This window comes from Micromonospora sp. NPDC050686 (genome assembly GCF_040654475.1).
In the GTDB taxonomy this organism is placed as follows: Bacteria; Actinomycetota; Actinomycetes; order Mycobacteriales; family Micromonosporaceae; genus Micromonospora.
In genome coordinates this window covers 1-23,751 of sequence record NZ_JBFAID010000035.1, presented here as the reverse complement: position 1 = coordinate 23,751, position 23,751 = coordinate 1, and the positions used below count along the sequence as shown (strand labels likewise).

Genomic DNA, 23,751 nt, shown 5'->3' with positions numbered 1-23,751 from the left:
GGCTTGCGGCAGATCGCGGTCACCCACCGACGGATGGGCGCCGTTTGCGGCAGATCGCGGTCATCCCGGGCGGGTGGCCGCCGCCATGCGGCACATCGCCGGCCGGACGGCCACATAGGCGGGCCGGGTCGGCCCGCCGCGGCTTGCGGCAGTCCGCGCTGTTTCGGTGACAAGTGAGCCCTGGTTGCCGTATATCGCGCCAGGCGACGCGGGCGATGTCGGACCCGACCGGCATAGTGGGCTGCATGATCGCGCGCTTCAAGGATCTCTGCCTGGACGCCACCGACGCGCATGCCCTGGGCGCCTTCTGGGCCGGGATGCTCGGCGGTGACCTGGTCGACACCGGCGACGGCGACACCCGGGTGGACCCGCGGGGCACCCGCTCCGGCGCCGAGGCGGTGTGGGTCAACACCGTGGCCGAGCCGCGCACCGGCAAGACCCGGGTGCACCTGGATCTCCGGCTGCCCACGGCCGACCCGGGGCCGCTGATGGCCGCCGGCGCACGGCTGGTCCGCGAGCCGGACGCGGAGATCGGCTGGTGGGTGCTGGCGGACCCGGAGGGCAACCAGTTCTGCGCCTTCCCGCCCGGCGACAACCCCCGCCCCGGGGTTTTCGAGCTGGTGGTGGACAGCGCCGACCCGGTGGCCCAGGCCACCTGGTGGGCGAGGGTGACCGGCGGCCGGGTGGAACCCACCGAGGAGGGGTACGCGTCGGTGGTCGGCGCGGCCGGTTTCCCCTGGGATTACTGGGTGTTCGATCCGGTGCCCGAGCGCAAGCGGGTGAAGAACCGGATGCACTGGGACGTCGACCTCACCCGCCCGGAGCCGACGGAGCTGATCCGCGCCGGGGCGACCCTGCTGCGCGAGCCCGACGAGCGGATCAGCTGGTGGATCCTGGCCGACCCGGAGGGCAACGAGTTCTGCGCCTTCGCCCCGAAGCCGAACGCCTGACCACATCTCACCTGGTGACCGGGTGGCTACCCAGCGCGCTCCCGGTCGACTAGCGTGTGACCTGCCGCCCAGCCGGCGCGTCGCCGTCGATGTCGATACGCCTCTCGACCCGCTTGGCCTCGGCCTGATTGACCTCGGGCCGCTCAGCCTCGGGCCGACCCGGCCTGCCCGATCGGTTGGTTCTCGCGGAAGTACCCTCCGCCCGGCCCTCGGTCGGTCAGGATCGTTCCCACGAGGAGGTGCCGTCGTGCAGGACACCCGCGCTCTCGCCCTGACGTTCGAGGTGAGCGGCCTGCCCCCGGTCAAGACCGAGGCGCTGTCCGTCTTCGCCGCCGGGCACCGGCAGGCGGCGAGGGTCCGCGCCCTGCTCCAGGCCGCCTGCGCGGCCGCCCAGGAAACCGGTTGGACGCCACTGGACGGCCCGGTCGAGGTCGACCTGACGCTGCGCTGCCCACCGGGGCACCGCACCTCCGACGCCAGCACCCTGCTGGGCGGGGTGTGCGCGGTGCTCCAGGACAAGAAGCGGGTGGCGAACATCGGGCTGACCCATCTGGGCGTCCTCGTGGACGTCGCCCTCTACTCCGACGACCGGCAGATCCGGCGCCTGTCGTACCTGGAGGAGCCGGCGGAGGAGTTCTCCTATCAGGTGCGGGTCGCCGCCGTACCGGCCAGGGTTTGACCGACATCCGCGGCGGGGTACCGCGGTCGCCGACGAAGGGAGCGCCGAATGTCGGAGCCACATGTCACGCTCGACCCGAGCGGGCTGGATCCCGTGCAGCAGAAGCTGCGCGGCCCGTTGGAGGATCAGCTGACCTCGGCTTTGCAGGCGGCGACCGAGCGGGTGCGCGCCCGCTACGCGGGCGAGCCGGTCGAGGTGGTCTGCCGGCAACTGCTCGACGAGACCCGAGCCGGCCTGCACCCGGACATCGCCGCCGGGTTCAACCCGGACATGGACGAGTTCTGCCGGGTGGCGGTGGCGATCGTCCGCGGCGGGGTCTCCTGAGGCGTCCGGCGGCCGGGTCAGCGGGCCCGGCGTAGAAACGGGTCAGGACCGGGTCCGCAACTCCCCGGTCCTGACCCCCAGCCGTCCGGCGGTGGTAGCGGAATTCGCCGTAAGGAGCACGGCAGGCGTGGCACGCCGCCAACGCCGGGCTCCTTACGGCGAGCCGGCCCGCTCTGCACTCAGCTCCACGGTGCCCACCTACCGGACTTCGGCACGCCCCGCGAACTCACCCCGAAGAGTCGTTGGACGCGGGCTCAGGTTAGGCATCCCGTCGCAGGCCGGACAAGCTTTTGACCGCCGACTCCGGGTGTGATTGACACCAAAGCCGAAACACGGCATGTCGGCGTAACGGGGTCAGTCGCTCCAGCGCTGTTCCTCCACGAGGCGGCGAGTGCGTCCGCCGTCCGGACGGCCCCCGGTGCGGGCGCCCACCGCCCCGGCACCGAGGATCAGCGCGAGCGCGGCCAGGTGCAGCAGCCGCACCCCCGCCGGAGCGGCCACCGTCGCGGCGGGCAGCCCCGGCAGGACCATGACACCCAGGCCGGTGACCGCCAGCGCCACCGCCCAGAAGACGCCCGGCCGGGCCGGCGGCACGGGCGGTGGCGCGCCGTCGAAGATCTTCCCCTGGCGGGCCCCGGCCAGGGCCAGGGCCAGCACGACCAGCGCCCCCACCGCGCTGCTGACCAGATCGGAGAAGGTCCACCAGGGCATGCCGGTGATCGCCTGCCAGTCGATGCCCAGGGCGCGCAGCCAGCGGTCGTCGTGGGTGACCCGGTCCAGGGCGACGTGACTGGCCGCGCCGATCACCGCCGAGCAGGCGGTGACCTGCCAGGGGTGCCGGACGCCGGCGAGGGCGGCGTGGTCGCGCCAGGCGAAGGCCCGGGCGAAGGGCAGGTGCGCCGCGATCCCGGCGATCACGCGGCGGACGATCCAGGCGTACGCGAGCGCCACCGGCAGCCCCCACCAGAGCACCCCGCCGAGGGTGTGGGTGCGCATGCCCGGGTCGAGGCGGGTGCCGGTGAACAGATATCCCACGTCCGGGGCGACGGCGCCGGTGGCCAGCGCCACCCCGTCGAACCAGTGCGGCCGCCACAGCTTCAGCGGCAGCACCGGCGCCAGGTGAGAGGGAAACGTCAGCGGCACAAGGCGGACATTACCGGCTCACCCCGGGCCGGAAGAGCGGAAGCAGCTCGCCGAATGTGGCCAGTTCGATCACCCCGGGATCGGCGGGGTCCAGCTCGTCGTGCTCCAGCACCCAGGTGTTCGCGTTGGGGATGAAGACCGCGTTCATCCCCGCCGCCCGGGCCGGCCGGATGTCCGACTTCGGGGAGTTCCCGATCATCCAGCCGGCGGCCGGGTCGAAGCCGTGCTCCCGGGCCAACCAGCGGTAGGTCTCGACGTCCTTCTCCGGCACGATGTGCGCCGCCCCGAAGTGGTGCAGCAGGCCACAGGCGTCCAGCTTGCGCTGCTGCTCCTCCCGCTCCCCCTTGGTGAGCAGCAGGAGTTCGTACCGGCCGGCGAGCGCGTCCAGGGTGTCCGCCACCCCCGGCATCAGCTCCACCCGGTGGGCGATCAGCGCGGCGGCCAACTCCTCGATGTCGCGCCGCTCCACGTCGGTGGCCGGGCGCTCCCGCAGCCGCTCCAGGCACTCGCCGAGGCTGCGCAGGAAGACCTTGCTGCCGTAGCCGTGCGCCACCGCGTTGGCCCGTTCGATGTCGTCGAGCATGGCCCGGATCTCGGCCCGGTCCAGGGTCGGGTGGTCGATCCAGCTCAGGAAGTCGTCGATCACCCGCTCGAAGACGACGTTGTTCTCCCAGAGCGTGTCGTCGGCGTCGAAGACGAGGACCTTCGCCTCCAGCGGCTGCGCCATGCTGCTCCTCCCAGGTGTCGGTGCCGGGTCACCGTACTCGGCGTGGCCCCGGCGCCTCACCCGCATTTCAGCGGCGCAGGGTGAGGATCAGGTCGGCGACCAGGGCGGTCCACCCGGTCTGGTGCCAGGCCCCCAGCCCGGCGCCGTTGTCGCCGTGGAAGTACTCCGGGAAGCAGATCAGGTCCCGCCAGTCCGGATGGGTCTGGAACAGCTGGGCGGCGCCGTAGATCGGCCGCCGGCCCCAGCCGTCACGGGTGAACAGGGAGATCAACCGGGCGGACAGGTCGTCGGCGATCTCGTCGAGGGTCCGCTTCACCCCGGACCGGGTCGGGTACTCGACCTGGAGGTCGTCGCCGAAGAACGCCGCGTAGTCGCGCAGCGCGCTGATCAGCAGGAAGTTCGTCGGCATCCAGATCGGGCCGCGCCAGTTGGAGTTGCCGCCGAACAGGCCACTGGTCGACTCGGCCGGCTCGTAGCCGACGCAGAACTCCTGGCCGCCGAGGGTCACCGAGAAGGGCTTGTCCAGGTGGGCGCGGGAGAGCGTACGCAGGCCGTACTCGGAGAGGAACTCGTCGGGGTCCAGCATCCGGGCGAGCAACCGGACCACCTGGTCCGGCCCGACCATGGACAGCAGCCGCTGCTGGCGGCCGTCGGGGCCGAGCCGGCGGGCGCCGATCACGTCGGCGTACTCGGGACGGTGGGTGAGGAACCAGCGCAGCCGGGCGCCCAGCTCGGGCAGCCGGTGCAGGGTACGCGCGGTGAGCCGGGTGGTCGCGGCCAGCGGCAGCAGCCCCACCACCGAGCGCACCTTCAACGGCACCTGGCTGCCGTCGGCCAGCCGCAGCACGTCGTAGAAGAACGCGTCCTCACCGTCCCACAGCCCCTGCCGGTAGGCGGCGCCGGCGATGTACGCGAAGTGCTCGAAGAACTTCGTGGCGGTGTCCACGTACGCCCGGTCGTGCTCGGCCAGCACGATCGCCATGTCCAGCAGGTTCAGCGCGTACATCGCCATCCAGCCGGTGCCGTCGGACTGTTCGAGGACCCCGGCCACCGGCAGCGCCGCCGACCGGTCGAACGGGCCGACGTTGTCCAGCCCGAGGAAGCCGCCCTCGAAGACATTGTTGCCGCCGGTGTCCTTGCGGTTGACCCACCAGGTGAAGTTGAGCAGCAGTTTGTGCATCACCCGGGCGAGGAACTCGTGGTCGGTGGAGCCGTCGATCTCGAACACCTTCAGCGCCGCCCAGGCGTGCACCGGCGGGTTCACGTCCCCGAACGCCCACTCGTACGCCGGGATCTGCCCGTTGGGGTGCAGGTACCACTCGCGCAGCAGGAGCAGCAGCTGCTCCTTGGCGAAGCCGGGGTCGACCCGGGCGATGGTGACGCAGTGGAAGGCCAGGTCCCAGGCGGCGTACCAGGGGTACTCCCAGGGGTCCGGCATGGAGATCACGTCGAAGCTGTTCATGTGCCACCAGGCGCTGTTGCGCCCGTGCCGGCGGCCGGCCGGCGGAGGCGCCGAGCCGGGGTCGCCGTCCAGCCAGCGCTGCACGTCGAAGTGGTAGAACTGCTTGCCCCACATCAGCCCGGCGATGGCCTGCCGGGCGATCAACGCCTCGTCGGCGCTGGCGGCGGCCGGGATGACGTCGGCGAAGAAGCGGTCGGCCTCGGCCCGCCGGGCCCACAGCACCGCGTCGAAGCCGTCGCCCAGGTCGGCGGGGCGGGGGGCGGCGTCGCCGGGCGGCGGGGCGGTACGGGTCAGCCGCAGCCGGATCTGCCGCTGCCCGCCGGCCGGGACGTCCAGCACGTAGTGCAGCGCCCCCTTGGTGCCCTCCCGGTCCGGGTTGACCGTGGCCGCGCCGGCCACCACGTGGTCGTTGATCCCGTCCTTCGGGTACGGCGACGCGCCGGCCAGCCCCCACAGCCGCTCGGCGTTCGTCTCGTTGTCACAGAGCAGCGGGACCGGGTCGCCGTCGCCCTCCAGCAGGATCTGCCCGAGCACCCAGTGCTCGCCGACCAGCCGCGCGCCGGCCCGGGCCCGGCCCCGCCGACCGGCCGGGGTGCCCACCAGCCGCGGGATCCGGTCGCCGCCGGGCAGCCCCCAGGCCCAGGTGTTGCGGAACCAGAGGCTCGGCAGCACGTGCAGGGTCTCGTCCCGGTCACCCCGGTTGGCGACGGTGACCAGGATGCACATGTCCGTCGGGGACGCCTTGGCGTAGTCGACGGTCACCGCCCAGTACCGGTCGTCGTCGAAGATCCCGGTGTCCACCAGCTCGTACTCGGTGTCGTCGCGGCCGCGCAGCGCGTTGACCGCGACCAGCTCGTCGTACGGGAAGGCGGCCTGCGGATAGTGGTAGCGCCAGCGCATCCAGGAGTGCGTGGGGGTGCTGTCGAGATACCACCAGTACTCCTTGACGTCCTCGCCGTGGTTGCCGCCGTCGCCGCCGAGGCCGAACATCCGCTCCTTGACGATCGGGTCCCGCCCGTTCCACAGCCCCAGCGCGAAGCAGAACGTCTGCCGGTCGTCGCAGACGCCCGCCATGCCGTCCTCGTTCCACCGGTAGGCTCGGGACCGCGCATGATCGTGGGGGAAGTAGTCCCAGGCCGTGCCGTGCTCGCTGTAGTCCTCCCGCACCGTCCCCCACGCCCGCTCGGACAGATAGGGACCCCATGCACGCCAGTCCTGCTCCCCGGCGTCGGCCTGGGCGAGCCGGAGCCGCTCGGGGTCGGGGGTCGCGAAAGTCGGGCGGTCAGTGATCACCTGCACATCTTCGACGCCGCCGGGGTACTTCACCACAGCGGCCATTGTCGTCGTGGCGTGTTACACCTCGCCGGTGGTGGAGGAAAGTTGATCGAGATTCGTTTCGGCCCGCAGGTCTGCGGCGACCTGACCAGCGCCGCCGCACGCGAGTGGCTGGTCCCCGACGGCCTCGGCGGCTACGCCATGGGTACGGTCGCCGGGCTGCGTGCCCGCCGCTACCACGGGCTGCTGGTGGTGCCGGGAGAAACCCCGGCCTCCCGAAAGGTGGGACTCGCCAGCCTCGACCCGACGGTGATCATGCCGTCCGGGGCGCGGGCCCGGCTCGGCGCGCACGAATGGGCCTCCGGTGACGTCGACCCGCGCGGCTTCGAACTGCTGGAGCGCTTCGACCTGACCGACGGGCTGCCCCGCTGGCGGTGGCGCATCGGCGAGGTGGTGATCGAACGGGAGCTGGCCATGCTGCCCGGCCGGTCCTGCGTCGCGGTGGTGCACCGCCTGGTCAGCGGCGGTCCGGTCGAGCTGGAACTGGCCGCCGCCGGCACCTGGCGGGACGCGCACGGCGAGCGGCGGGCCGACGGCCCGCCGCTGCGGATGGAACCGGTCGACGGCGGCGCGGTGATCGACGGGGCGTACCGGCTGTCCGGGCCGGGCTGGACCCCGCAGGGCCACTGGTGGCGCGGGGCACACCACCGCGAGGAGGCCACCCGCGGCCTGCCCGCCGCGGAGGACCTCTGGTACGCGGGCCGGTTCCACGACGTGCTGCGCCGCCCCGGCGACACCGTGTCGGTGCTGGCCTGGGCGCACGACCCGGCACCCGCCCCGCCACCGGCGCCCGAGGTGGTCGCCGCCGCCCGGCGGCGCAACCGCGCGGTGGTGGCGGCGGCCAAGCCCGACGACGACGTCGAGGCGACCCTGGCCCTGGCCGCCGACGCGTTCGTGGTGCGCACCAACGACGCCCCGGTGGACGTGGTCGCCGGCTACCCGTGGTTCGGCGCCTGGTCGCGGGACACGATGATCTCCTACGAGGGGCTGTTCCTGGGTACCGGCCGGGCCGACCTCGGCCGGGAGCTGCTGCGCTCGTACGCGGCGACGCTGTCGGAGGGGATGCTGGCCAACACGGCCGACACCGGCCGGGTCGAGTACAACACCGTGGACGGCACGCTCTGGTTCCTGCACGCGGTGAACCGGCACGTCGTCCGCACCGCCGACACCGACCTCGGCGCCGAGCTGCTGCCGGCGCTGCGCGGGGTCGTCGACGCGCACCTGGCCGGCACCCGGTACGGCATCGCCGTCGACCCGGCCGACGGGCTGATCACCCAGGGCGGTCCGCCGGACGTGGCGCTGACCTGGATGGACGCCCGGGTGCACGGGGTGCCGGTGACCCCGCGGGTCGGCAAGCCGGTGGAGGTCAACGCGCTCTGGGTCAGCGGCCTGGCCGGCCTGGTGGAGCTGGCCGAGCTGACCGGGGGGGACGCCGGCGAGCTGCCCCGGCTGCACGAGCGGGCCCGGGCGGCGTTCCGGGACCGGTTCCCCGCCCCGACCGGCTGGCTGTACGACGTGGTGGACGGGCCGGCGCCGGCGTACCCGCTGGGCAGGGCGGCGCGGCACGACGACGACCTGCTGCGCCCCAACCAGCTGCTGGCCTGGTCGCTGCCGTACGCCCCGCTGGAGCCGGACGAACCGGCCCTGCGCCGGGTGCGGGCCGGCCTGTCCACCCCGCTCGGCCCGCGCAGCCTCTCCCCCGACTCGCCGGGCTTCGCCGGCCGGCACCGCGGCGGCCCGGCCGACCGCGACGGGGCGTACCACCAGGGCACGGTGTGGCCGTGGTGGACCGGTCCGCTGGTCGACGCCCACCGGCGGGCCGGGCTGCCGACCGACGACCTGCTGGTCGGCCTCGAGGGTCACCTGACCGAGTACGGGCTGGGCTCGGTCAGCGAGACGGCCGACGGCCTCGCCCCGCACGCCGCGACCGGCTGCCCCTTCCAGGCCTGGTCGGTGGCGGAACTTCTCCGCGTGCGGCGACCCTGACAGGCGGGCTTTACATCGCCGCAACGGCGACGTCTCCGCTGGTTATCCACTCCCGGTAAGGATGGTGACGAACCCAGGCGACACCCCGGCACCCCCGACCAGGGCGCTCCGGGCGCGCCTGCGCGGGACACAACTCGAAGGGGGCCGTATGTCGCCGGAAGCCGCCGACGTGATCGACATCCACTCCGCCCGGCGCCAGCGGGTGCTGATGCTCTCCTGGGAGTACCCGCCGGTGCTCGTCGGCGGACTCGGCCGCCACGTACACGCCCTGTCGGTGGCGTTGGCCGCCGCCGGCCACAAGGTCACCGTCGTCACCAGGCACGCCGACGGCGCCACGCTGGAGGAACACGTCGACGGGGTGCGGGTGGTGCGCGCCGCCGAGGACCCGGTCACCTTCCCCCTGGCCACCAGCTCGCTGCTGACCTGGACGATGGCCTTCAACCACACCCTGACCCGCGCCGCCCTGCGCGCCGCCGACCTGCTCCGGCTACCGAGGTGCGGGCCGGTGCTCCGCCCTTCAGCTTCAGGGCGGGGGGGAAGGCCCGCGCTGGGAGGGCCGTCAAGGCCCGAGCCGTGCCGTTGACCTGACGTCAGCAGACGGTGATAAGGTGATCACGTGCGGGGCGAAGGGTAGTTCCGGAAGCTCCGAAGTGTCACGACCGACACAGCGTGACAACGTCGCCGCAGGGCTTGCGGAGACGGTAAACGCCTGTGGAGCGGACGTAAGACCAGGACTTGTCCCGGCTGGCCGCGGTGAAGCAGGAACCCGCCCGGGTGTTGCGCGTTCCGCGCGCAGCGCGGAGGGAATCCCTGCCATTTATGGCGGTGGAGGATGTCAAATGCGAGACCAGGTCACCACCACCCTGTTCGGCGCGCCCGCCGAGCAGGTCGAGGTGGTGCCCAACGGGGTCGACGACCGGGCCTGGCGCGTCCGCCCCCGCGCCGACGCCACCGTCGTGCCGAGCCTCTACGAGCCGTTCGGGATGGTGGCGCTGGAAGCGGCGGCTGCCCAGCTCAGCACCAGTAGGCTCGGCGCGTGGAACGGGAACGGTACGACGACGATGACCGGCTGCGCGTCTCCGACCGGGAACGGGAAGAGGTCGTGGAGCTGCTCGGCGCGGCCGTGGCCGAGGGCCGGCTCACCCTCGACGAGTACACCGAACGGGCCGGTGCCGCCCACGCCTCGGTGACCCGCGGCGAGCTGGCCAGGCTCACCACCGACCTGCCGGCCGCACCGGGCCGATCGCTCGCCCGCCCGGCCGCGTCGAAGCCGGAACGGCTTGTGGCGATCTTCGGCGACGAGCTGCGCAAGGGTGCCTGGCCGGCACCGGAACACATCGAGGCCCGCGCCGTCTTCGGCGACTGCCACCTCGAGTTGCACGAGACCCAGCTGCGCCGGCAGGTGACCACCATCGACGCGGTGGCGATCTTCGGCAGCGTGACGGTCGTGGTGCCGGAGGGCTCGGACGTCCGGCTGACCGGCACCGCCGTCTTCGGCAGCAGGCTGTCCAAGCTGCGCGGTCCGGTCGCACCCGACGCCGCGGTGATCGAGGTGCGATGCCGCGTGATCTTCGGCGACGTGACCGTCCGGCCGCCGCGCAAGCGCTGGCGGTAGCGCCCGCGCCGGTTCGACCTCGGCGACCGTCCACCGCGCGGCCCGTCGCCCGCGGCCACCGAGGCAGCGGTGCGCCCAAGATGAGATCCGCCGGCCGATAGGTCTGCTCCGATCCATTGGTTAACGTGTACGTCGGCCAACGGTGAGGAGAACCGTGCAGCAGGTAGTGATCGCCGGTCGGTACCGCCTGCTCGAGATGGTCGGACGGGGCGGAATGGGCCGGGTCTGGCGGGCTCGGGACGAGGTGCTGCACCGCGAGGTGGCGGTGAAGGAGATCGTCCCGCCGGCCTGGCTGGCCGAGGCCGAACGCGACGAACTGCGGCTGCGTACGCTGCGCGAGGCGCGCACCGCCGCCCGGCTCAGCCACGCCAACGTGGTCCGGGTCTACGACGTGGTCAAGGTGCACGACCACCCGTGGATCATCATGGAGTATGTTCCCTCGCGGTCCCTGCAGACGGTGCTGGACACCAGCGGCCCGGTCGACCCGGTCCGGGCCGCCGACATCGGCCTGTCCCTGCTGGCCGCGTTACGCGCCGCGCACGACGCCGGCGTGCTGCACCGGGACGTGAAGCCGCAGAACGTGCTGATCGCGCACGACGGCCGGGTGATGCTCACCGACTTCGGGCTGGCCACCTTCGACAGCGGGGACGGGCTCACCACGCGGCCGGGCATGGTGCTCGGTTCACCGCAGTTCGTCGCGCCGGAACGGGCCCGGGACGGGGTGTCCACCGTGGAGGCCGACCTGTGGTCGCTCGGCGCGACGCTGCACGCCGCGGTGGAGGGCCGCTCGCCGTACGCCCGCAGCACCGCGATGGCGACGCTGGCCGCGCTGGCCTCGTCGCCACCGGACCCGGCCCCGAACGCGGGTCCGCTGCGCCCGGTCCTCGAGGGGTTGCTGCGGCGGGATCCGCGCAAGCGGGCCCGGCACGACGGGACGGCCCGGGGGTTGGAGAGGGTCACCCGCCCGGTGCCGACCACCGAGCCGCCGACCGTGCCGCGGATGCCGGTCGCCCGCCCGGCGGCCGGGCTGGTCACCCCGCCGCCGGCCTGGCCGGGGCCGGCCCGGGCGGGCGCGGGCGCCGAGGCGGCCGACGCCGCCCCCACCAGCCCCGCAAGCCCGCCAACCAGCCCCGCACCGCCCGCCCCGCCGGCCCGGCCCGCGGAGCCCGCCGTGCCGCCGCTGTTCCACCCGGTCGGCGGCACGGGCACCGGCCGGCGGGGCGGACCGGCCCGGCCGCCCCGGGGCAGCGACGACCGGCTGGCCGCCGCGAACCCGGGGCCCGCCGCCGGGCCCGGCTGGCCGGAGACCGCGCCGGGTGCCGCCGGTGCGCAGCCGGCCACCCCGCCGCCGAGCAGCACCGGCCCCGGCTGGCCCACCGGGCCGCTCGATCCCGCCGTCGCCGGCGCACCGGGGCCGGGGCAGCGCCGGGCCGGCGAGCCCGGGTACGACCGGGCAGCCGCCGGCGGTCCGGCACACCGCCCGGCGGGCGGGCCGTTGCGGCGGCTGGCCGACGAACGGTGGGCGTTGCTGACGATGGCGCTGGTGGTGGCCGTGGCTGCCGGGGTGGGCACCGCGCTGGCGGTGACCCGGGAGGGCGAGGGCGGTGCACCCGCGCGGGGCGGCAGCGCCGCGCCGAGCGGCCAGCCGGACCCGCCCGGCGCCGGCCCGGACCGCGCCGGCCCCCGCGACGGGCGCAACCCGCCGCCGTTTCCCTGCCTGCGGCCGGACCCGGTGGGCAAGCCGATCGGCCGGGGCCCGACCACGATGGACCACGGCTTCCGCCCGCCGGCCGGCTGGACCTGGCAGAACGGCACCGGCTACCGGATCGCCGTGCCGGTCGGCTGGCTGCGCAGCCAGCAGGGCCGGGTGGCCTGTTTCCGGGACCCGGACAGCCTGCGCACGCTCAGCGTGGAGCCGCTCAGCGCCGACGCGGTGGACCCGCTGGCCCACCTGCGGGCCGAGGAACGGCGGACGATCGACGAGCGGGCGTTGCCCGGGTACGACAAGGTACGGCTCGGGGCGGACGGTGGCGACCGGGTGTGGGAGTGCCGGTGGGACGCGCCGTTCGGCGCCCGCCAGCGGGCGCTGCGCCTGCTGCCCGGCGGCGGCCTGCGCGGGTGGACGATCGGCTGGAGCACCACGGACGCCGACTGGGCGGTCGCGGCGGGGCAGCTCGGGGTGGTCCGGCAGAGCTTCCGCTCCGGCGGGTCGACGCAGGTGACCCCGGCCTGAGCCGGGGTGCGCGGCACGGTCGCCGTCCGCTGAGAAAACGCGGACCGCTGGATATCGTGTACCCGCGGTGACCGAAGGGTGCCAACCGCGAGTACTTCCTGATGATCCGGCAGAGGTTCGGCCCCGGAGGCTGAGCCACTTTCCTGTGTGGACGGTCGGCTGATTGCCCGCTCGAAACCGCTCTGGCACAGTGGCGTAGTTTGTGGATCAAGATCCTCTGGGGAGGCGAGAGCGGCATGATGGGACCGTCCCACGCGCTGTCCGGCGCGACGGTGTGGCTGGCCGGGTCCTGGGCGCTGGAGCACTTCGCCGACTACCACCAGTCGCCGCTGGCGCTGGCCGTGGGCACCGCCGTCTGCGCCGGCGGCGCGCTCTTCCCCGACCTGGACCTCTCCGGCAAGGTGACCCGCAACCAGGGTGGCGCGACGGTGGCCCGCACCTTCGGGGTGTTCTCCCTCTTCGTCGCCGAGGTGATGGAGAAGATCTCGCTGGGCGTCTACTACGCCACCAAGCTCAGCAAGGACCCGCGCCGCAACAACGGGCACCGGACGCTGACCCACACCATCCCGTTCACCGTGCTGGTCGGCTGGGGCACCACCGCGCTGTGCACCGCGTACGGCAAGTGGGCGGTGGTCGGCATCCTGTTCTTCATGATCGGCCTGGCGCTGCGCGGGCTGTTCGACGAGTGGGCCGAACGGGCCGGCTGGGTCATCGTCACGCTCACCTCGGCCGCCGCCGCCTGGTTCACCTTCGCCAACCTGCCCGGCGACCGGGGCTATCCGATGATCGGGCTGGCGGTCGGGGTCGGCTGTTTCGTGCACATCCTCGGCGACATGATCACCCGAGCCGGGGTGCCGATCCTCTGGCCCATCCCGATCAAACGGCGGATGTGGACGATGATCGGCCTGCCGAACAGCATCGCGCTGCGCACCGGCAGCAAGGCCGAGGTGGTGGTGCTGCGGGCCGCGCTGACGGTGGTGGCGGTGCTCGCCGCGGTCGGGCTGCTCGCGCCGGGCCTGCTGCGCCGCTTCGACATCGAGATCTGACGGTACGCCGTGGCGGTGCACCACGATCCCGGGTCACCGCCGGCGGAGGACGCCGCGGTGCCGGCGTTCTGGCGGGCGCTCGGCCTGCCCGGGCTGGCCGACGTGCACGTGCACTTCCTGCCGCCCCGGCTGCTGCGGCGGGTGTGGGCGTACTTCGACGCGGCCGGGCCGCTGGTGGGCACCGAGTGGCCGATCCGGTACCGGTGGGACGACGCCGATCGGGTGGCCCACCTGCGCCGGCTCGGGGTGCGGGCGTTCAGCGCGTTGGCGTACCCGCACCGGCCCGGGATGGCGGCCGACCTGAACGCCTGGACGCTGGAGTTCGCCCGGACCACGCCGGGCTGCCTGCCCTCGGCGACCTTCTTCCCGGAACCGTCGGCCGGGCGGTACGTCGCCGACGCCCTCGCCGCCGGAGCCCGGGTGTTCAAGGTGCACGTGCAGGTGGGCCGCTTCCTGCCCACCGATCCGGCGCTGGACGCCTGCTGGGGGTTGCTCGCCGAGGCGGGGGTGCCGGTGGTGGTGCACGCCGGGCACGCGCCGGTGGGCACCCCGCAGACCGGCCCGGAGCCGTTCGCCGCGCTGCTGGCCCGGCATCCCCGGCTGACCGCGATCGTGGCGCACCTGGGCGCCCCGGACTACGCCGCGTTCCTCGACCTGGCCGAGGCGTACGAGCGGGTGCGGCTGGACACGACCATGGCGTTCACCCCGTTCTTCGACCGGTTCGTGCCGTTCCCACCGGGTGAGCTGCCCCGGCTGCGCGACCTGGGGTTGGCCGGCAAGGTGCTGCTCGGCAGCGACTTCCCGAACATCCCGTACCCGTACGCGGCGCAGTTGACCGGGCTGGCCCGGCTGGAGCTGGACGACGACTGGCTGCGGGCGGTCTGCTGGCACAACGCCGCCACCCTGTTCGACCTGGACTGAACGGGGGTCCGGCTCAGCCCCGGGTCCGCGACCGCCCGGGGGCGCCGGGTCGTCATCGGGTATTGACGGGCCGGTAACAGGTGCCCTACTTTCGTCGAAACGGTTAGTCGAAGCGTTTCGACAACCCCCGCCGGGAGCACCGAGGGAGGCGCGCGGATGGCCACCATGCACGACGTCGCCCGCCTCGCCGGGGTCTCGCTCAGCACCGTGTCGTACGTGCTCACCGGGGCCCGCCCGATCTCGCAGACCACCCGGGAGAAGGTCCTCGCCGCGATGGCGAAGCTGGACTACCAGCCCAACGCGATGGCCCGCGGGCTGGCCAGCCGGCGCAGCCGCATCCTCGGCCTGCTGCTGCCGATGGACGACCGGGGTCTCGGCGCCACCGAGACGGCCTTCGTCACCGGCGCCGCCGCCGCCGCGAGCGAGGCCGGCTACCACCTGGTGCTCTCCCCGGTCGGCGCCGAGGACGCCGAGGACCTGCGGCGGCTGGCCAGCCAGCGGATGCTCGACGGCGCGCTGCTGATGGAGGTGCGCCTCGACGACGCCCGGGTGCCGGTGCTGCGCGAGGCGGGGGTGCCGTTGGCGCTGATCGGCCGGACCGCGGACACCACCGGCCTGTCCTACGTCGACATCGACTTCGCGCAGACCGTGACGGACGCCGTCGTGCACCTGGTCGGCCTCGGCCACCGGCGGATCGTCTACGTCAACCACTCGGCGGACACCATCGCCACCGGCTACGGCCCGGCCGCCCGCACCGGCGAGGCGTTCGCCGCCGCGATGGCCGAGCACGGCCTCGCGCCGCTGATGATCCCGGCCGAGGACAGTGCGGCGGGCGGACGGCGGGCGCTCACCGAGGCCCTCGCCCAGGCCCCCGACCTGACCGCGGTGCTGGCCATGAACGAGCGGGCCATCTTCGGCATCCTCGGCGAGCTGGCCGGGCGGGGGCTGACCGTGCCGGACGACGTCTCGGTCGTCTCGATGGTCACCTCGCCGCAGGTCGCCGAACTGGCCACCCCGGCACTGACCGCGATGGCCTCCCCCGGTTCGGCGATGGGCCGGACCGCGGTGCAGACCCTGCTGCGCAACCTCGACGTCGATCCGGACGAGGTCCGCCAGCAGTTGCTGCCGTGCGCGCTGGAGGTCCGGGGCTCCAGCGGTCCGGCGCGTACCAGGAACGGGACAGCCCGCCGCCGCGCTGCCACGCAGCGGCGGGCCAGGAGGAGTACCGGCTCGATACTCACCGAGGAGACTAGCAATGCGACGAATCCGCAGGATCGCGGCGGCGGCCCTGGTGGCCGCGCTCGCGACCACGGGGCTGACGGCATGCGGTGACGACGACGGCGGCGAGGGCGCCGACGCCACCAGCCTGAAGCTCTGGCACTACGAGGGCGCCAACAGCGCGATGGGGGTGGCCTGGGACCGGGCCATCGAGATCTTCAAGCAGGAACACCCGAACGTCACGGTCACCTTCGAGCGCAAGGCGTTCGAGCAGGTCCAGCAGAACGCCGGCATGATCATCAACTCGGCCGAGGGCCCCGACGTGATGGAGTACAACAAGGGCAACGCCACCGCCGGCCTGCTCTCCGCCCAGGGCCTGCTCACCGACCTGACCGACGAGGCCACCAGGCGGGGCTGGGACAAGGCGCTCAGCCCGAGCCTGCAGACCACCGCCCGGTACGACGACAAGGGCGTGATGGGCTCCGGCAAGTGGTTCGGCGTGCCGAACTACGGCGAGTACGTGATGGTCTACTACAACAAGGACCTCTTCGCGAAGCACGGCGTCACCGTGCCCACCACGCTGGACCAGCTGACCGCCGCGATGGACACCTTGGTGGCCAAGGGCGTCACCCCGCTCGGCACCGCCGGCGCCGAGTACCCGGCCGGGCAGCTGTTCTACCAGCTCGCCCTCGCGAAGGCCGACCGCGCCTTCGTCGACAACTACCAGCTCTACAAGAACCCGGTCGACTTCCACGCCGACCCGCTGAAGTACGGCGCCGACACCTTCGCCGAGTGGGTGCGCAAGGGCTACGTCGCCAAGGACTCCGCCAGCGCCAAGGCGGAGGACATGGGCACCGCGTTCATCGCCGGCAAGACCCCGATGATCGTCTCCGGCAGCTGGTGGTTCGGCCGGTTCAAGAGCGAGATCAAGTTCAACTGGGACACCTTCCTGTTCCCCGGCAACACCCTCAACGCCGGCTCGTCGGGCAACCTCTGGGTGGTCCCGGCCAACAGCAAGGCCAAGAGCCTGGCGTACGACTTCATCGACATCACCATGCGGCCGGAGATCCAGGCGCTGATCGGCAACAACGGCGGCGTGCCGGTGGCCGCCGACGCGACGAAGATCAGCGACCCGAAGGACCGGAAGCTGATCGAGGACTTCAACCGGATCAGCTCCTCCGACGGGCTGGCGTTCTACCCCGACTGGCCGGTGCCCGGCTACTACGACGTGCTGGTCGCCGGGTTCCAGGGGCTGATCAACCAGTCCAAGACCCCGGACCAGGTCCTCGACGCGATCGCGAAGCCGTACGCCGACGGCGTCGCGGAGATCAAGCGCGGCTGACCTGTGGCGGGCGGGCCGGGCGACGGACCCGCCCGCCACCGGAGGGGATCTGGCAATGGCTTCCACCGACACCCTGGTCGCCCCACCGGCGACCCGCACCCCCACCCCACCCGGGCGCCGCCGGCGCCGCGACCTGACGTGGTGGCTGTACCTGCTCCCCGGCACGGTGCTCTTCGCGCTGGTCATCGGCGTCCCGCTGGGCTACACCGGGTACCTGTCGCTGACCCGCTGGTCGGGCATCGGCGACCCCACCTTCATCGGCCTGGACAACTACCGCCGGCTGCTGGACGACGAGGTGTTCTGGACCTCGTTCCGCAACACCCTCGCCATGATCGTGGCGATGGTGGTGGTGCCGACCCTGGTCGGGCTGGTGTTGGCCGCGGTGCTCTTCGACACCATCGGCCGCCGCTTCCGGCCGCGTACCGCCGCCGCGCTACGGGCCGCCTTCTACCTGCCGCAGGTGCTGCCGGTGGTGGTCGCCGGCATCGTCTGGGGCTGGATCCTGCGCCCCGACGGCGCGGTCAACGGCCTGCTCACCGCCGTCGGGCTCGACGGGTGGCGGCACGACTGGCTCGGCGACCCGGACACCGCGCTGCCCGCGGTGATGGGCGTGATGATCTGGGTGCAGCTCGGCTACCCGGTGGTGGTCTTCATGGCCGCCCTGCAGCGGGTCGACCCGGAACTGTACGAGGCGGCCGAGATCGACGGCGCCGGCTGGTGGCGCCGGTTCCGGGCGATCACCCTGCCACAGATCCGGCCGGAGACCTTCGTGGTGGCGCTGACCTGCACCATCGCCGCGATGAAGGTGTTCGGGCCGATCTACGCGCTGACCCGCGGCGGGCCCGAGAACGCCACCAACGTGCCGTCGTACTTCGCCTACTACACCTTCTTCAAGAAGCTCCAGGTCGGCTACGGCTCGGCGGTGTCGACCGTGCTGACGCTGATCATCGTGGTGGTGGCCCTGCTGTTCATCCGGGCCCAGCACCGCGCCGAACGACGCGACGGGGGTCGCTGACATGGCCGTCACGCTCACCCCGGCCGGCACCACCCGGCGCGCGCCGGACCGGCACCACCGCGGCGTCACCCGGTGGCTGGTGCTCGCCGCGGTCACCCTGGCCGCGCTGCTGATGCTGGTGCCGTTCGCCGTGATGCTGCTCAACGCCTTCAAATCCCCCGGCGACTACTCGACCAACGGCCCGTTGAGCTGGCCGAGCGAGTTCTACACCCGGGGCCTGGTGAGCTACTGGCGGGAGGCGGACTTCCCGGTCAAGCTGTGGAACTCCACCCTCATCGCCGGCTCGGTGGCGGTGCTGGCGGTGCTGGTGTCGCTGCTCAACGCGTACGCCCTGGGCATCGGCCGGGTCCGCGGCCGGCTCTGGATCGTCGGCGCGTTCCTGCTGGCCAACATGCTGCCGCAGGAGTCCCTGGTCTACCCGCTCTACTACTTCGCCAAGGAGGCCGGCCTCTACAACACCCGGCTCGCGGTGATCATCATCTTCACCGTCATCCAGAGCGCGTTCGGCACCTACCTGCTCGCCTCGGTGCTCGGCACCTTCCCGAAGGGCCTGCTGGAGGCAGCGGCGCTGGACGGCTCCGGCACGTGGACCACGCTGTGGCGGGTGGTGCTGCCCAACCTCCGGCCCACCCTCGCGGTGCTGCTGGTCTTCTTCTTCATCTGGACCTGGAACGAGTTCCTCATCCCGCTGGTCATGCTGATCGACAACGAGACCCAGACCGTCCCGGTGGCGCTCGCCTCGTTGCAGGGCGACCGGCTGATGGACGCCCCGACCACCAACGCCGGTGCGCTGCTCAGCCTCGTCCCGGCCATTTTGTTCTTCCTCATCTTCCAACGCACGCTGAGTCGCGGCATCACGGTAGGAGCCGAGAAGTGAAGTTCACCGACGGGTACTGGCAGCTGCGCCCCGGGGTCAGCGTGCTGCGCCCCGGCGTGGTGGAGTCGGTCGAACCGGACGAGCGCGGCTTCACCGTGTACGCACCCGCCGGCCGGATCACCGGCCGCGGCGACACCCTCAACCGCCCGGTGATCACCGTACGGTTCTTCTCCCCCGCCCCCGGGGTGGTCGGGGTGACCATCGGCCACCACAGCGGCGGGCTGCCCCGGGAACCCCGCTTCACCCTCGACAGCACCACCGACCACCCGGTCACCGTCGACGTCACCGGGCTCAGCGCGTCGCTGACCACCGGCGAACTCACCGTCCGGGTCGCGCTGGTCGACCGGTGGCGGGTGGACTTCCTGCGCGGCGACCGGCTGGTCACCTCGTCCACCGAGCGCAGCGTCGGCGTGGTCACCGACGCCGACGGCGGGGCGTACGTGCACGAACGGCTCGCGCTCGGCGTCGGCGAGACCGTCTACGGCCTCGGCGAGCGGTTCGGCGCGTACGTCAAGAACGGGCAGGTCGTCGACGTGTGGAACGCCGACGGCGGCACCGCCAGCGAGCAGGCCTACAAGAACGTGCCGTTCTATCTGAGCAGCGCCGGCTACGGGGTGTTCGTCGACCACCCGGAGCACGTCTCGTTCGAGATCGGCTCCGAGGTGGTGTCGCAGACCCAGTTCAGCGTGGCCGGGCAGGTGCTCACCTATCACGTGATCGACGGCCCGACACCGAAGGACGTGCTGCGCCGCTACACCGCGCTCACCGGCCGGCCGGCCCGGGTGCCCGCCTGGTCGTACGGGCTCTGGTTGTCCACCTCGTTCACCACCTCCTACGACGAGAAGACGGTCACCGAGTTCGTGGACGGGATGGCCGAGCGGGACCTGCCGCTGTCGGTGTTCCACTTCGACTGCTTCTGGATGCGCCAGTTCCACTGGGTCGACTTCGTCTGGGACCCGGCGACCTTCCCCGACCCGGAGGGCATGCTGCGCCGGCTGCACGAACGCGGGCTGAAGGTGTGCGTGTGGATCAACCCGTACATCGCGCAGCGGTCGTACCTGTTCGAGGAGGGCCGGCAGGCCGGCTACCTGGTGCGCAACCCGGACGGCTCGGTCTGGCAGTGGGACAAGTGGCAGGCCGGCATGGCGCTGGTCGACTTCACCAACCCGGACGCCGCCGCCTGGTTCGCCGGCAAGCTCAAGGTGCTGCTGGACATGGGGGTGGACTGCTTCAAAACCGACTTCGGCGAGCGGATCCCGACCGAGGTGAGCTGGCACGACGGCTCCGACCCGCAGCGCATGCACAACTACTACTCCTACCTCTACAACAAGACCGTCTTCGAACTGCTGGAGGCCGAGCGGGGCGAGGGCGAGGCGGTGCTGTTCGCCCGGTCCGCCACCACCGGCGGGCAGCAGTTCCCGGTGCACTGGGGCGGCGACTGCGAGTCGACCTTCACCGCGATGGCCGAGTCGCTGCGCGGCGGGCTCTCCCTGGCCGCCTCCGGCTTCGGCTACTGGAGCCACGACATCGGCGGGTTCGAGGGCACCCCCGACCCGGCGGTTTTCAAGCGGTGGATCGCCTTCGGGCTGCTCTCCTCACACTCCCGGCTGCACGGCTCCGGGTCGTACCGGGTGCCGTGGGCGTACGACGAGGAGGCGGTGGAGGTGCTGCGCCACTTCACCCGGCTCAAGCTGCGGCTGATGCCGTACCTGGCGGCGGCCGCGGAGGAGGCGCACCGCGACGGGGTGCCGGTGATGCGGCCGATGCTGCTGGAGTTCCCCGACGACCCGACCGCGGCGTACCTGGACCGGCAGTACATGCTCGGCCCGGACGTGCTGGTCGCGCCGGTGTTCAACGCCGACGGCGAGGTCACCTTCTACGTGCCGGCCGGCACCTGGACCCACCTGGTCACCGGCGAGCGGCTGACCGGGCCGGCCTGGGTGACCCAGAAACACGCCCCGGACAGCCTGCCCGTGCTGGCCCGGCCCGGCGCGGTGATCCCGTTCGGCGACCGGCACGACCGGCCGGACTACGAGTGGGCCGACGGGGTCCGGCTGCGGCTGTACGCGCCGACGCCGGGGCAGCGCACCCGGGTACGCATTCCCGCTCCGGGCGGCGGGCCGGGCGCGGAGTTCGCGGTACGGTACGCCGACGGTGCGGCGACCGTGGAGCTGGTGGCCGGCACGTCGTCGGGGTACGGCTGGGACGTGGTGGACTCGGAGGTGGCGCGATGACGGCACGGACCTTCCCGCCGGGCTTCCTGTGGGGGGCGGCGACGGCGGCGTACCAGATCGAGGGGGCCGCGGACGAGGACGGCCGGGCGCCGTCGATCTGGGACACCTACAGCCACACCCCAGGGCGGACGTTGAACGGCGACACCGGCGACGTGGCCGCCGACCACTACCACCGCTGGGCCGAGGACCTGGGCCACCTGACGGAGCTGGGCCTCGGCGGGTACCGGTTCTCCATCTCCTGGCCCCGGGTGTTCCCCGGCGGCAAGCGCAACACCGCCGGGGTGGACTTCTACTCCCGGCTGGTGGACGGGCTGCTGGAGCGGGGCATCCGGCCGGTCGCCACGCTCTACCACTGGGACCTGCCGCAGGAACTGGAGGACGCCGGCGGCTGGCCGGTCCGGGACACCGCGCTGCGCTTCCAGGACTACGCGGCGGACATCGTCGGCGCGCTCGGCGACCGGGTGGACACCTGGACCACGTTCAACGAGCCGTGGTGCTCGGCGTACCTCGGGTACGGCTCGGGGGTGCACGCGCCGGGGCGTACCGAACCGGCCGCCGCCCTGGCCGCCGTACACCACCTCAACCTGGCGCACGGCCTGGCCGGCCGGGTGGTCCGCGAGCTGGCGCCCCGGGCGCGGCTGTCGGTGACGCTGAACCTGCACGTGATCCGGCCGGCGTCGGACTCGGCGGCCGACGCCGACGCGGTACGCCGGATCGACGCGCTGGCCAACCGGGCGTTCCTCGGCCCGCTGCTGGACGGCGCGTACCCGGCGGACCTGCTGGCCGACACGGCGCCGGTTTCCGACTGGTCGTTCGTCCGCGACGGCGACGAGCGCACCGCCGCGGTGCCGCTGGACGTGCTCGGGGTGAACTACTACTCGACCACGCTGGTCCGGACCTGGGACGGGGTGTCGCCCCGGTCGGACGCCGACGGGCACGGCCGCTCCGCGCACTCCCCGTGGATCGGCGCCGGTGACGTCGACTTCCTCCCCCAGCCCGGCCCGCACACCGCGATGGGCTGGAACATCGACCCGAGCGGCATGACCGAGCTGCTGCTGCGGCTGCGCGACGAGTACCCGCACCTGCCGTTGATGATCACCGAGAACGGGGCGGCCTTCGCCGACGAGGTCGCCCCCGACGGGGCGGTGCACGACGACCGCCGGGTCGACTACCTGCGCCGGCACGTCGACGCGGTCGGCGCGGCGATCGACCAGGGCGCCGACGTGCGGGGCTACTTCGTCTGGTCGCTGCTGGACAACTTCGAGTGGGCGTGGGGCTACGACCGTCGGTTCGGCATCATCCGGGTCGACTACGACACCCAGGTGCGGACCTGGAAGGACAGCGCGCACTGGTACCGCGAGCTGGTGGCCGGCAACGCGCTGCCGGACTGAGAATGTCGGTGGGCGGGCCTAGTGTCTCCGTGAACCCCACGTGGAGAGGCAGACCCATGACCACGCTTGAGAACCGCCCGCACACCGCCCTGCTGGTGGTCGACGTGCAGAACGACGTCGTCGGCGGGGCACACCGGCGCGACGAGGTGGTCGCGAACATCGCCGGCCTGGTGCAGAAGGCCCGCCGGGAGGGGGTGCCGGTGGTCTGGGTGCAGCACTCCGACGACGGGCTCGTCCGGGGCAGCGACGACTGGCGGATCGTGCCGGAGCTGGTGCCGGCCGACGGCGAGCCGGTCGTGGAGAAGCACTACGGCGACTCGTTCGAGGACACCACGCTCGAGTCGGTGCTCGCCGAGCGCATGGTCGGCCGGCTCGTCGTCACCGGCGCGGAGACCGACGCCTGCATCCGCTCGACGCTGCACGGCGCCTTCGTCCGCGGCTACGACACCACGCTTGTGGGGGACGCGCACACCGCCGGCGACAAGACGGCGTGGGGTGCCCCGCCGGTGGAACAGGTCGTCGCGCACACCAACCTGTACTGGCGCTACCAGGCGGCGCCGGGCCGTACCGCCGGCACCGTCGAGACCAAGGAGGTCCAGTTCAACACCCCGTCCTGACTTTCGTTCGCCGGGTGGCGTCATGCCAAGGAGGGCAGAAGCGATGAACAATCCCCAGCTCAAGGCACTGGAACCGCTCGTGGGCCGGTGGCGGTCGTCCGGCCGTACCGTCCCCGGCCCCTTCGGCCCGGCCGTCACGATCAGCGGGACCGACACCTACGAGTGGCTCGACAACGGCTTTCTCGTCCATCACGTCGACGTGCTGATGGGCGATCAACGGGTGCGGGTCATCGAGCTGATCGGCGAGCATGATCCGACAGACGGCACCTGGGCCATGCGGGCGTTCGATGGCCAGGGAACGTTCAGCACCATGCGGGCGAGCGTGGACGCCGAGGGCGTTTTCACCTTCACCGACGGGACGATGCGGGCGACGCTCACCGTCGCCGACGACGGCCGCACGATGTCGGCCAGGTGGGATCGCTCCGACGGTGGTCCCGGCTGGCAGCACTGGATGGACATGAGCTTCGTCCGGGCCGACTGAACGGGAACAGCGTTCTGGCCGAGATCACCGTTCACCCGGTGAACTTTCGTCGATACCGCACTAGACGAGTAGTTCCGAAGCCGGTCAGTGGTCGTAGGCGATCAGGGATCGGGTGACGGGTGCGCCGGTTTTGTTGTTGTGCCAGATGGCGGCGG

Annotated in this window: 19 protein-coding genes and 1 pseudogene; 17 read left to right on the top strand and 3 right to left on the bottom strand. The window is 72.7% G+C overall.

Translation table 11 applies throughout. The features are described 5' to 3' along the window. The first annotated feature begins 245 nt into the window (after positions 1-245). The 3 genes from AB0H57_RS21325 (at position 246) to AB0H57_RS21315 (ending at position 1,953) form a co-directional block, all read left to right on the top strand. Positions 246-950 (top strand): VOC family protein, encoded by a 705-nt coding sequence (locus AB0H57_RS21325; RefSeq protein WP_357508974.1) that lies wholly within the window; start codon positions 246-248, stop codon positions 948-950. Between the two features lie 247 nt (positions 951-1,197). Continuing rightward, entirely contained in the window at positions 1,198-1,629 is a 432-nt protein-coding gene (locus AB0H57_RS21320; RefSeq protein ID WP_357508972.1) for a hypothetical protein, read from the top strand. Positions 1,630-1,677: 48 nt separating this feature from the next. Further along, positions 1,678-1,953, top strand: a complete 276-nt coding sequence (locus AB0H57_RS21315; protein WP_357508970.1) for a hypothetical protein — start codon at positions 1,678-1,680, stop codon at positions 1,951-1,953. A gap of 354 nt (positions 1,954-2,307) precedes the next feature. On the opposite strand, the gene AB0H57_RS21310 is transcribed toward AB0H57_RS21315, so the two are convergent. The 3 genes from AB0H57_RS21310 to AB0H57_RS21300 all read right to left on the bottom strand — a co-directional run bounded on the left by AB0H57_RS21310 (position 2,308) and on the right by AB0H57_RS21300 (position 6,623). Further along, positions 2,308-3,096: a DUF4184 family protein gene (locus AB0H57_RS21310; protein WP_357508968.1), complete on the bottom strand. Its 789-nt coding sequence runs from the start codon at positions 3,094-3,096 to the stop codon at positions 2,308-2,310. A 10-nt stretch (positions 3,097-3,106) separates the two neighbouring features. Beyond that, positions 3,107-3,823, bottom strand: coding sequence for an HAD family hydrolase (locus AB0H57_RS21305; RefSeq protein ID WP_357508966.1), 717 nt, complete (start codon positions 3,821-3,823; stop codon positions 3,107-3,109). 67 nt (positions 3,824-3,890) lie between these two features. Next, complete coding sequence (locus AB0H57_RS21300) at positions 3,891-6,623, bottom strand: glucosidase (RefSeq protein ID WP_357508964.1); 2,733 nt, start codon at positions 6,621-6,623, stop codon at positions 3,891-3,893. A 42-nt stretch (positions 6,624-6,665) separates the two neighbouring features. On the opposite strand from AB0H57_RS21300, the gene AB0H57_RS21295 reads away from it, so the two are divergent. The 14 genes and pseudogenes from AB0H57_RS21295 (at position 6,666) to AB0H57_RS21230 (ending at position 23,596) form a co-directional block, all read left to right on the top strand. Continuing rightward, on the top strand, positions 6,666-8,606 hold the full coding sequence (locus tag AB0H57_RS21295) for an amylo-alpha-1,6-glucosidase (protein WP_357508962.1): 1,941 nt from the start codon (positions 6,666-6,668) through the stop codon (positions 8,604-8,606). A gap of 148 nt (positions 8,607-8,754) precedes the next feature. Continuing rightward, a pseudogene (locus AB0H57_RS21290) lies at positions 8,755-9,081 on the top strand (glycogen/starch synthase); the annotation flags it as partial. 561 nt (positions 9,082-9,642) lie between these two features. Beyond that, positions 9,643-10,221: a DUF1707 domain-containing protein gene (locus tag AB0H57_RS21285; protein ID WP_357508960.1), complete on the top strand. Its 579-nt coding sequence runs from the start codon at positions 9,643-9,645 to the stop codon at positions 10,219-10,221. Positions 10,222-10,375: 154 nt separating this feature from the next. Continuing rightward, complete coding sequence (locus tag AB0H57_RS21280; RefSeq protein WP_357508958.1) at positions 10,376-12,454, top strand: protein kinase; 2,079 nt, start codon at positions 10,376-10,378, stop codon at positions 12,452-12,454. 236 nt (positions 12,455-12,690) lie between these two features. Beyond that, positions 12,691-13,500, top strand: coding sequence for a metal-dependent hydrolase (locus AB0H57_RS21275; protein WP_357509056.1), 810 nt, complete (start codon positions 12,691-12,693; stop codon positions 13,498-13,500). Positions 13,501-13,515: 15 nt separating this feature from the next. After that, complete coding sequence (locus AB0H57_RS21270; protein ID WP_357508956.1) at positions 13,516-14,421, top strand: amidohydrolase family protein; 906 nt, start codon at positions 13,516-13,518, stop codon at positions 14,419-14,421. A gap of 156 nt (positions 14,422-14,577) precedes the next feature. Beyond that, positions 14,578-15,753 (top strand): LacI family DNA-binding transcriptional regulator, encoded by a 1,176-nt coding sequence (locus AB0H57_RS21265; RefSeq protein WP_357508954.1) that lies wholly within the window; start codon positions 14,578-14,580, stop codon positions 15,751-15,753. Next, positions 15,677-16,981, top strand: a complete 1,305-nt coding sequence (locus tag AB0H57_RS21260) for an extracellular solute-binding protein (protein WP_357508952.1) — start codon at positions 15,677-15,679, stop codon at positions 16,979-16,981. Before AB0H57_RS21265 ends, AB0H57_RS21260 begins: the two co-directional genes overlap by 77 nt. A 55-nt stretch (positions 16,982-17,036) precedes the next feature. After that, positions 17,037-17,996: a sugar ABC transporter permease gene (locus AB0H57_RS21255; RefSeq protein ID WP_357508950.1), complete on the top strand. Its 960-nt coding sequence runs from the start codon at positions 17,037-17,039 to the stop codon at positions 17,994-17,996. Position 17,997: 1 nt separating this feature from the next. Next, on the top strand, positions 17,998-18,873 hold the full coding sequence (locus AB0H57_RS21250) for a carbohydrate ABC transporter permease (RefSeq protein ID WP_357508948.1): 876 nt from the start codon (positions 17,998-18,000) through the stop codon (positions 18,871-18,873). Then, a complete protein-coding gene (gene yicI / locus AB0H57_RS21245) occupies positions 18,870-21,107 on the top strand; it encodes an alpha-xylosidase (protein ID WP_357508946.1) in 2,238 nt (745 codons plus the stop codon). Before AB0H57_RS21250 ends, yicI begins: the two co-directional genes overlap by 4 nt. Next, on the top strand, positions 21,104-22,498 hold the full coding sequence (locus AB0H57_RS21240) for a GH1 family beta-glucosidase (protein WP_357508944.1): 1,395 nt from the start codon (positions 21,104-21,106) through the stop codon (positions 22,496-22,498). The genes yicI and AB0H57_RS21240 overlap by 4 nt, the downstream gene beginning before the upstream one ends. Before the next feature lie 56 nt (positions 22,499-22,554). After that, positions 22,555-23,115: an isochorismatase family protein gene (locus tag AB0H57_RS21235; RefSeq protein WP_357508942.1), complete on the top strand. Its 561-nt coding sequence runs from the start codon at positions 22,555-22,557 to the stop codon at positions 23,113-23,115. Positions 23,116-23,158: 43 nt separating this feature from the next. Further along, a complete protein-coding gene (locus tag AB0H57_RS21230) occupies positions 23,159-23,596 on the top strand; it encodes a hypothetical protein (protein WP_357508940.1) in 438 nt (145 codons plus the stop codon). The last annotated feature ends 155 nt before the right edge of the window (positions 23,597-23,751 follow it).

Excerpts from the sequence above, each read along its gene's own strand:
- AB0H57_RS21255 (WP_357508950.1), top strand. The coding sequence starts at position 17,037 with ATGGCTTCCACCGACACCCTGGTCGCCCCACCGGCGACCCGCACCCCC.
- AB0H57_RS21315 (WP_357508970.1), top strand. The coding sequence starts at position 1,678 with ATGTCGGAGCCACATGTCACGCTCGACCCGAGCGGGCTGGATCCCGTG.
- AB0H57_RS21230 (WP_357508940.1), top strand. The coding sequence starts at position 23,159 with ATGAACAATCCCCAGCTCAAGGCACTGGAACCGCTCGTGGGCCGGTGG.
- AB0H57_RS21260 (WP_357508952.1), top strand. The coding sequence starts at position 15,677 with ATGCGACGAATCCGCAGGATCGCGGCGGCGGCCCTGGTGGCCGCGCTC.
- AB0H57_RS21300 (WP_357508964.1), bottom strand. The coding sequence starts at position 6,623 with ATGGCCGCTGTGGTGAAGTACCCCGGCGGCGTCGAAGATGTGCAGGTG.
- AB0H57_RS21325 (WP_357508974.1), top strand. The coding sequence starts at position 246 with ATGATCGCGCGCTTCAAGGATCTCTGCCTGGACGCCACCGACGCGCAT.
- AB0H57_RS21235 (WP_357508942.1), top strand. The coding sequence starts at position 22,555 with ATGACCACGCTTGAGAACCGCCCGCACACCGCCCTGCTGGTGGTCGAC.
- AB0H57_RS21275 (WP_357509056.1), top strand. The coding sequence starts at position 12,691 with ATGATGGGACCGTCCCACGCGCTGTCCGGCGCGACGGTGTGGCTGGCC.
- AB0H57_RS21305 (WP_357508966.1), bottom strand. The coding sequence starts at position 3,823 with ATGGCGCAGCCGCTGGAGGCGAAGGTCCTCGTCTTCGACGCCGACGAC.
- AB0H57_RS21250 (WP_357508948.1), top strand. The coding sequence starts at position 17,998 with ATGGCCGTCACGCTCACCCCGGCCGGCACCACCCGGCGCGCGCCGGAC.
- AB0H57_RS21240 (WP_357508944.1), top strand. The coding sequence starts at position 21,104 with ATGACGGCACGGACCTTCCCGCCGGGCTTCCTGTGGGGGGCGGCGACG.
- AB0H57_RS21265 (WP_357508954.1), top strand. The coding sequence starts at position 14,578 with ATGGCCACCATGCACGACGTCGCCCGCCTCGCCGGGGTCTCGCTCAGC.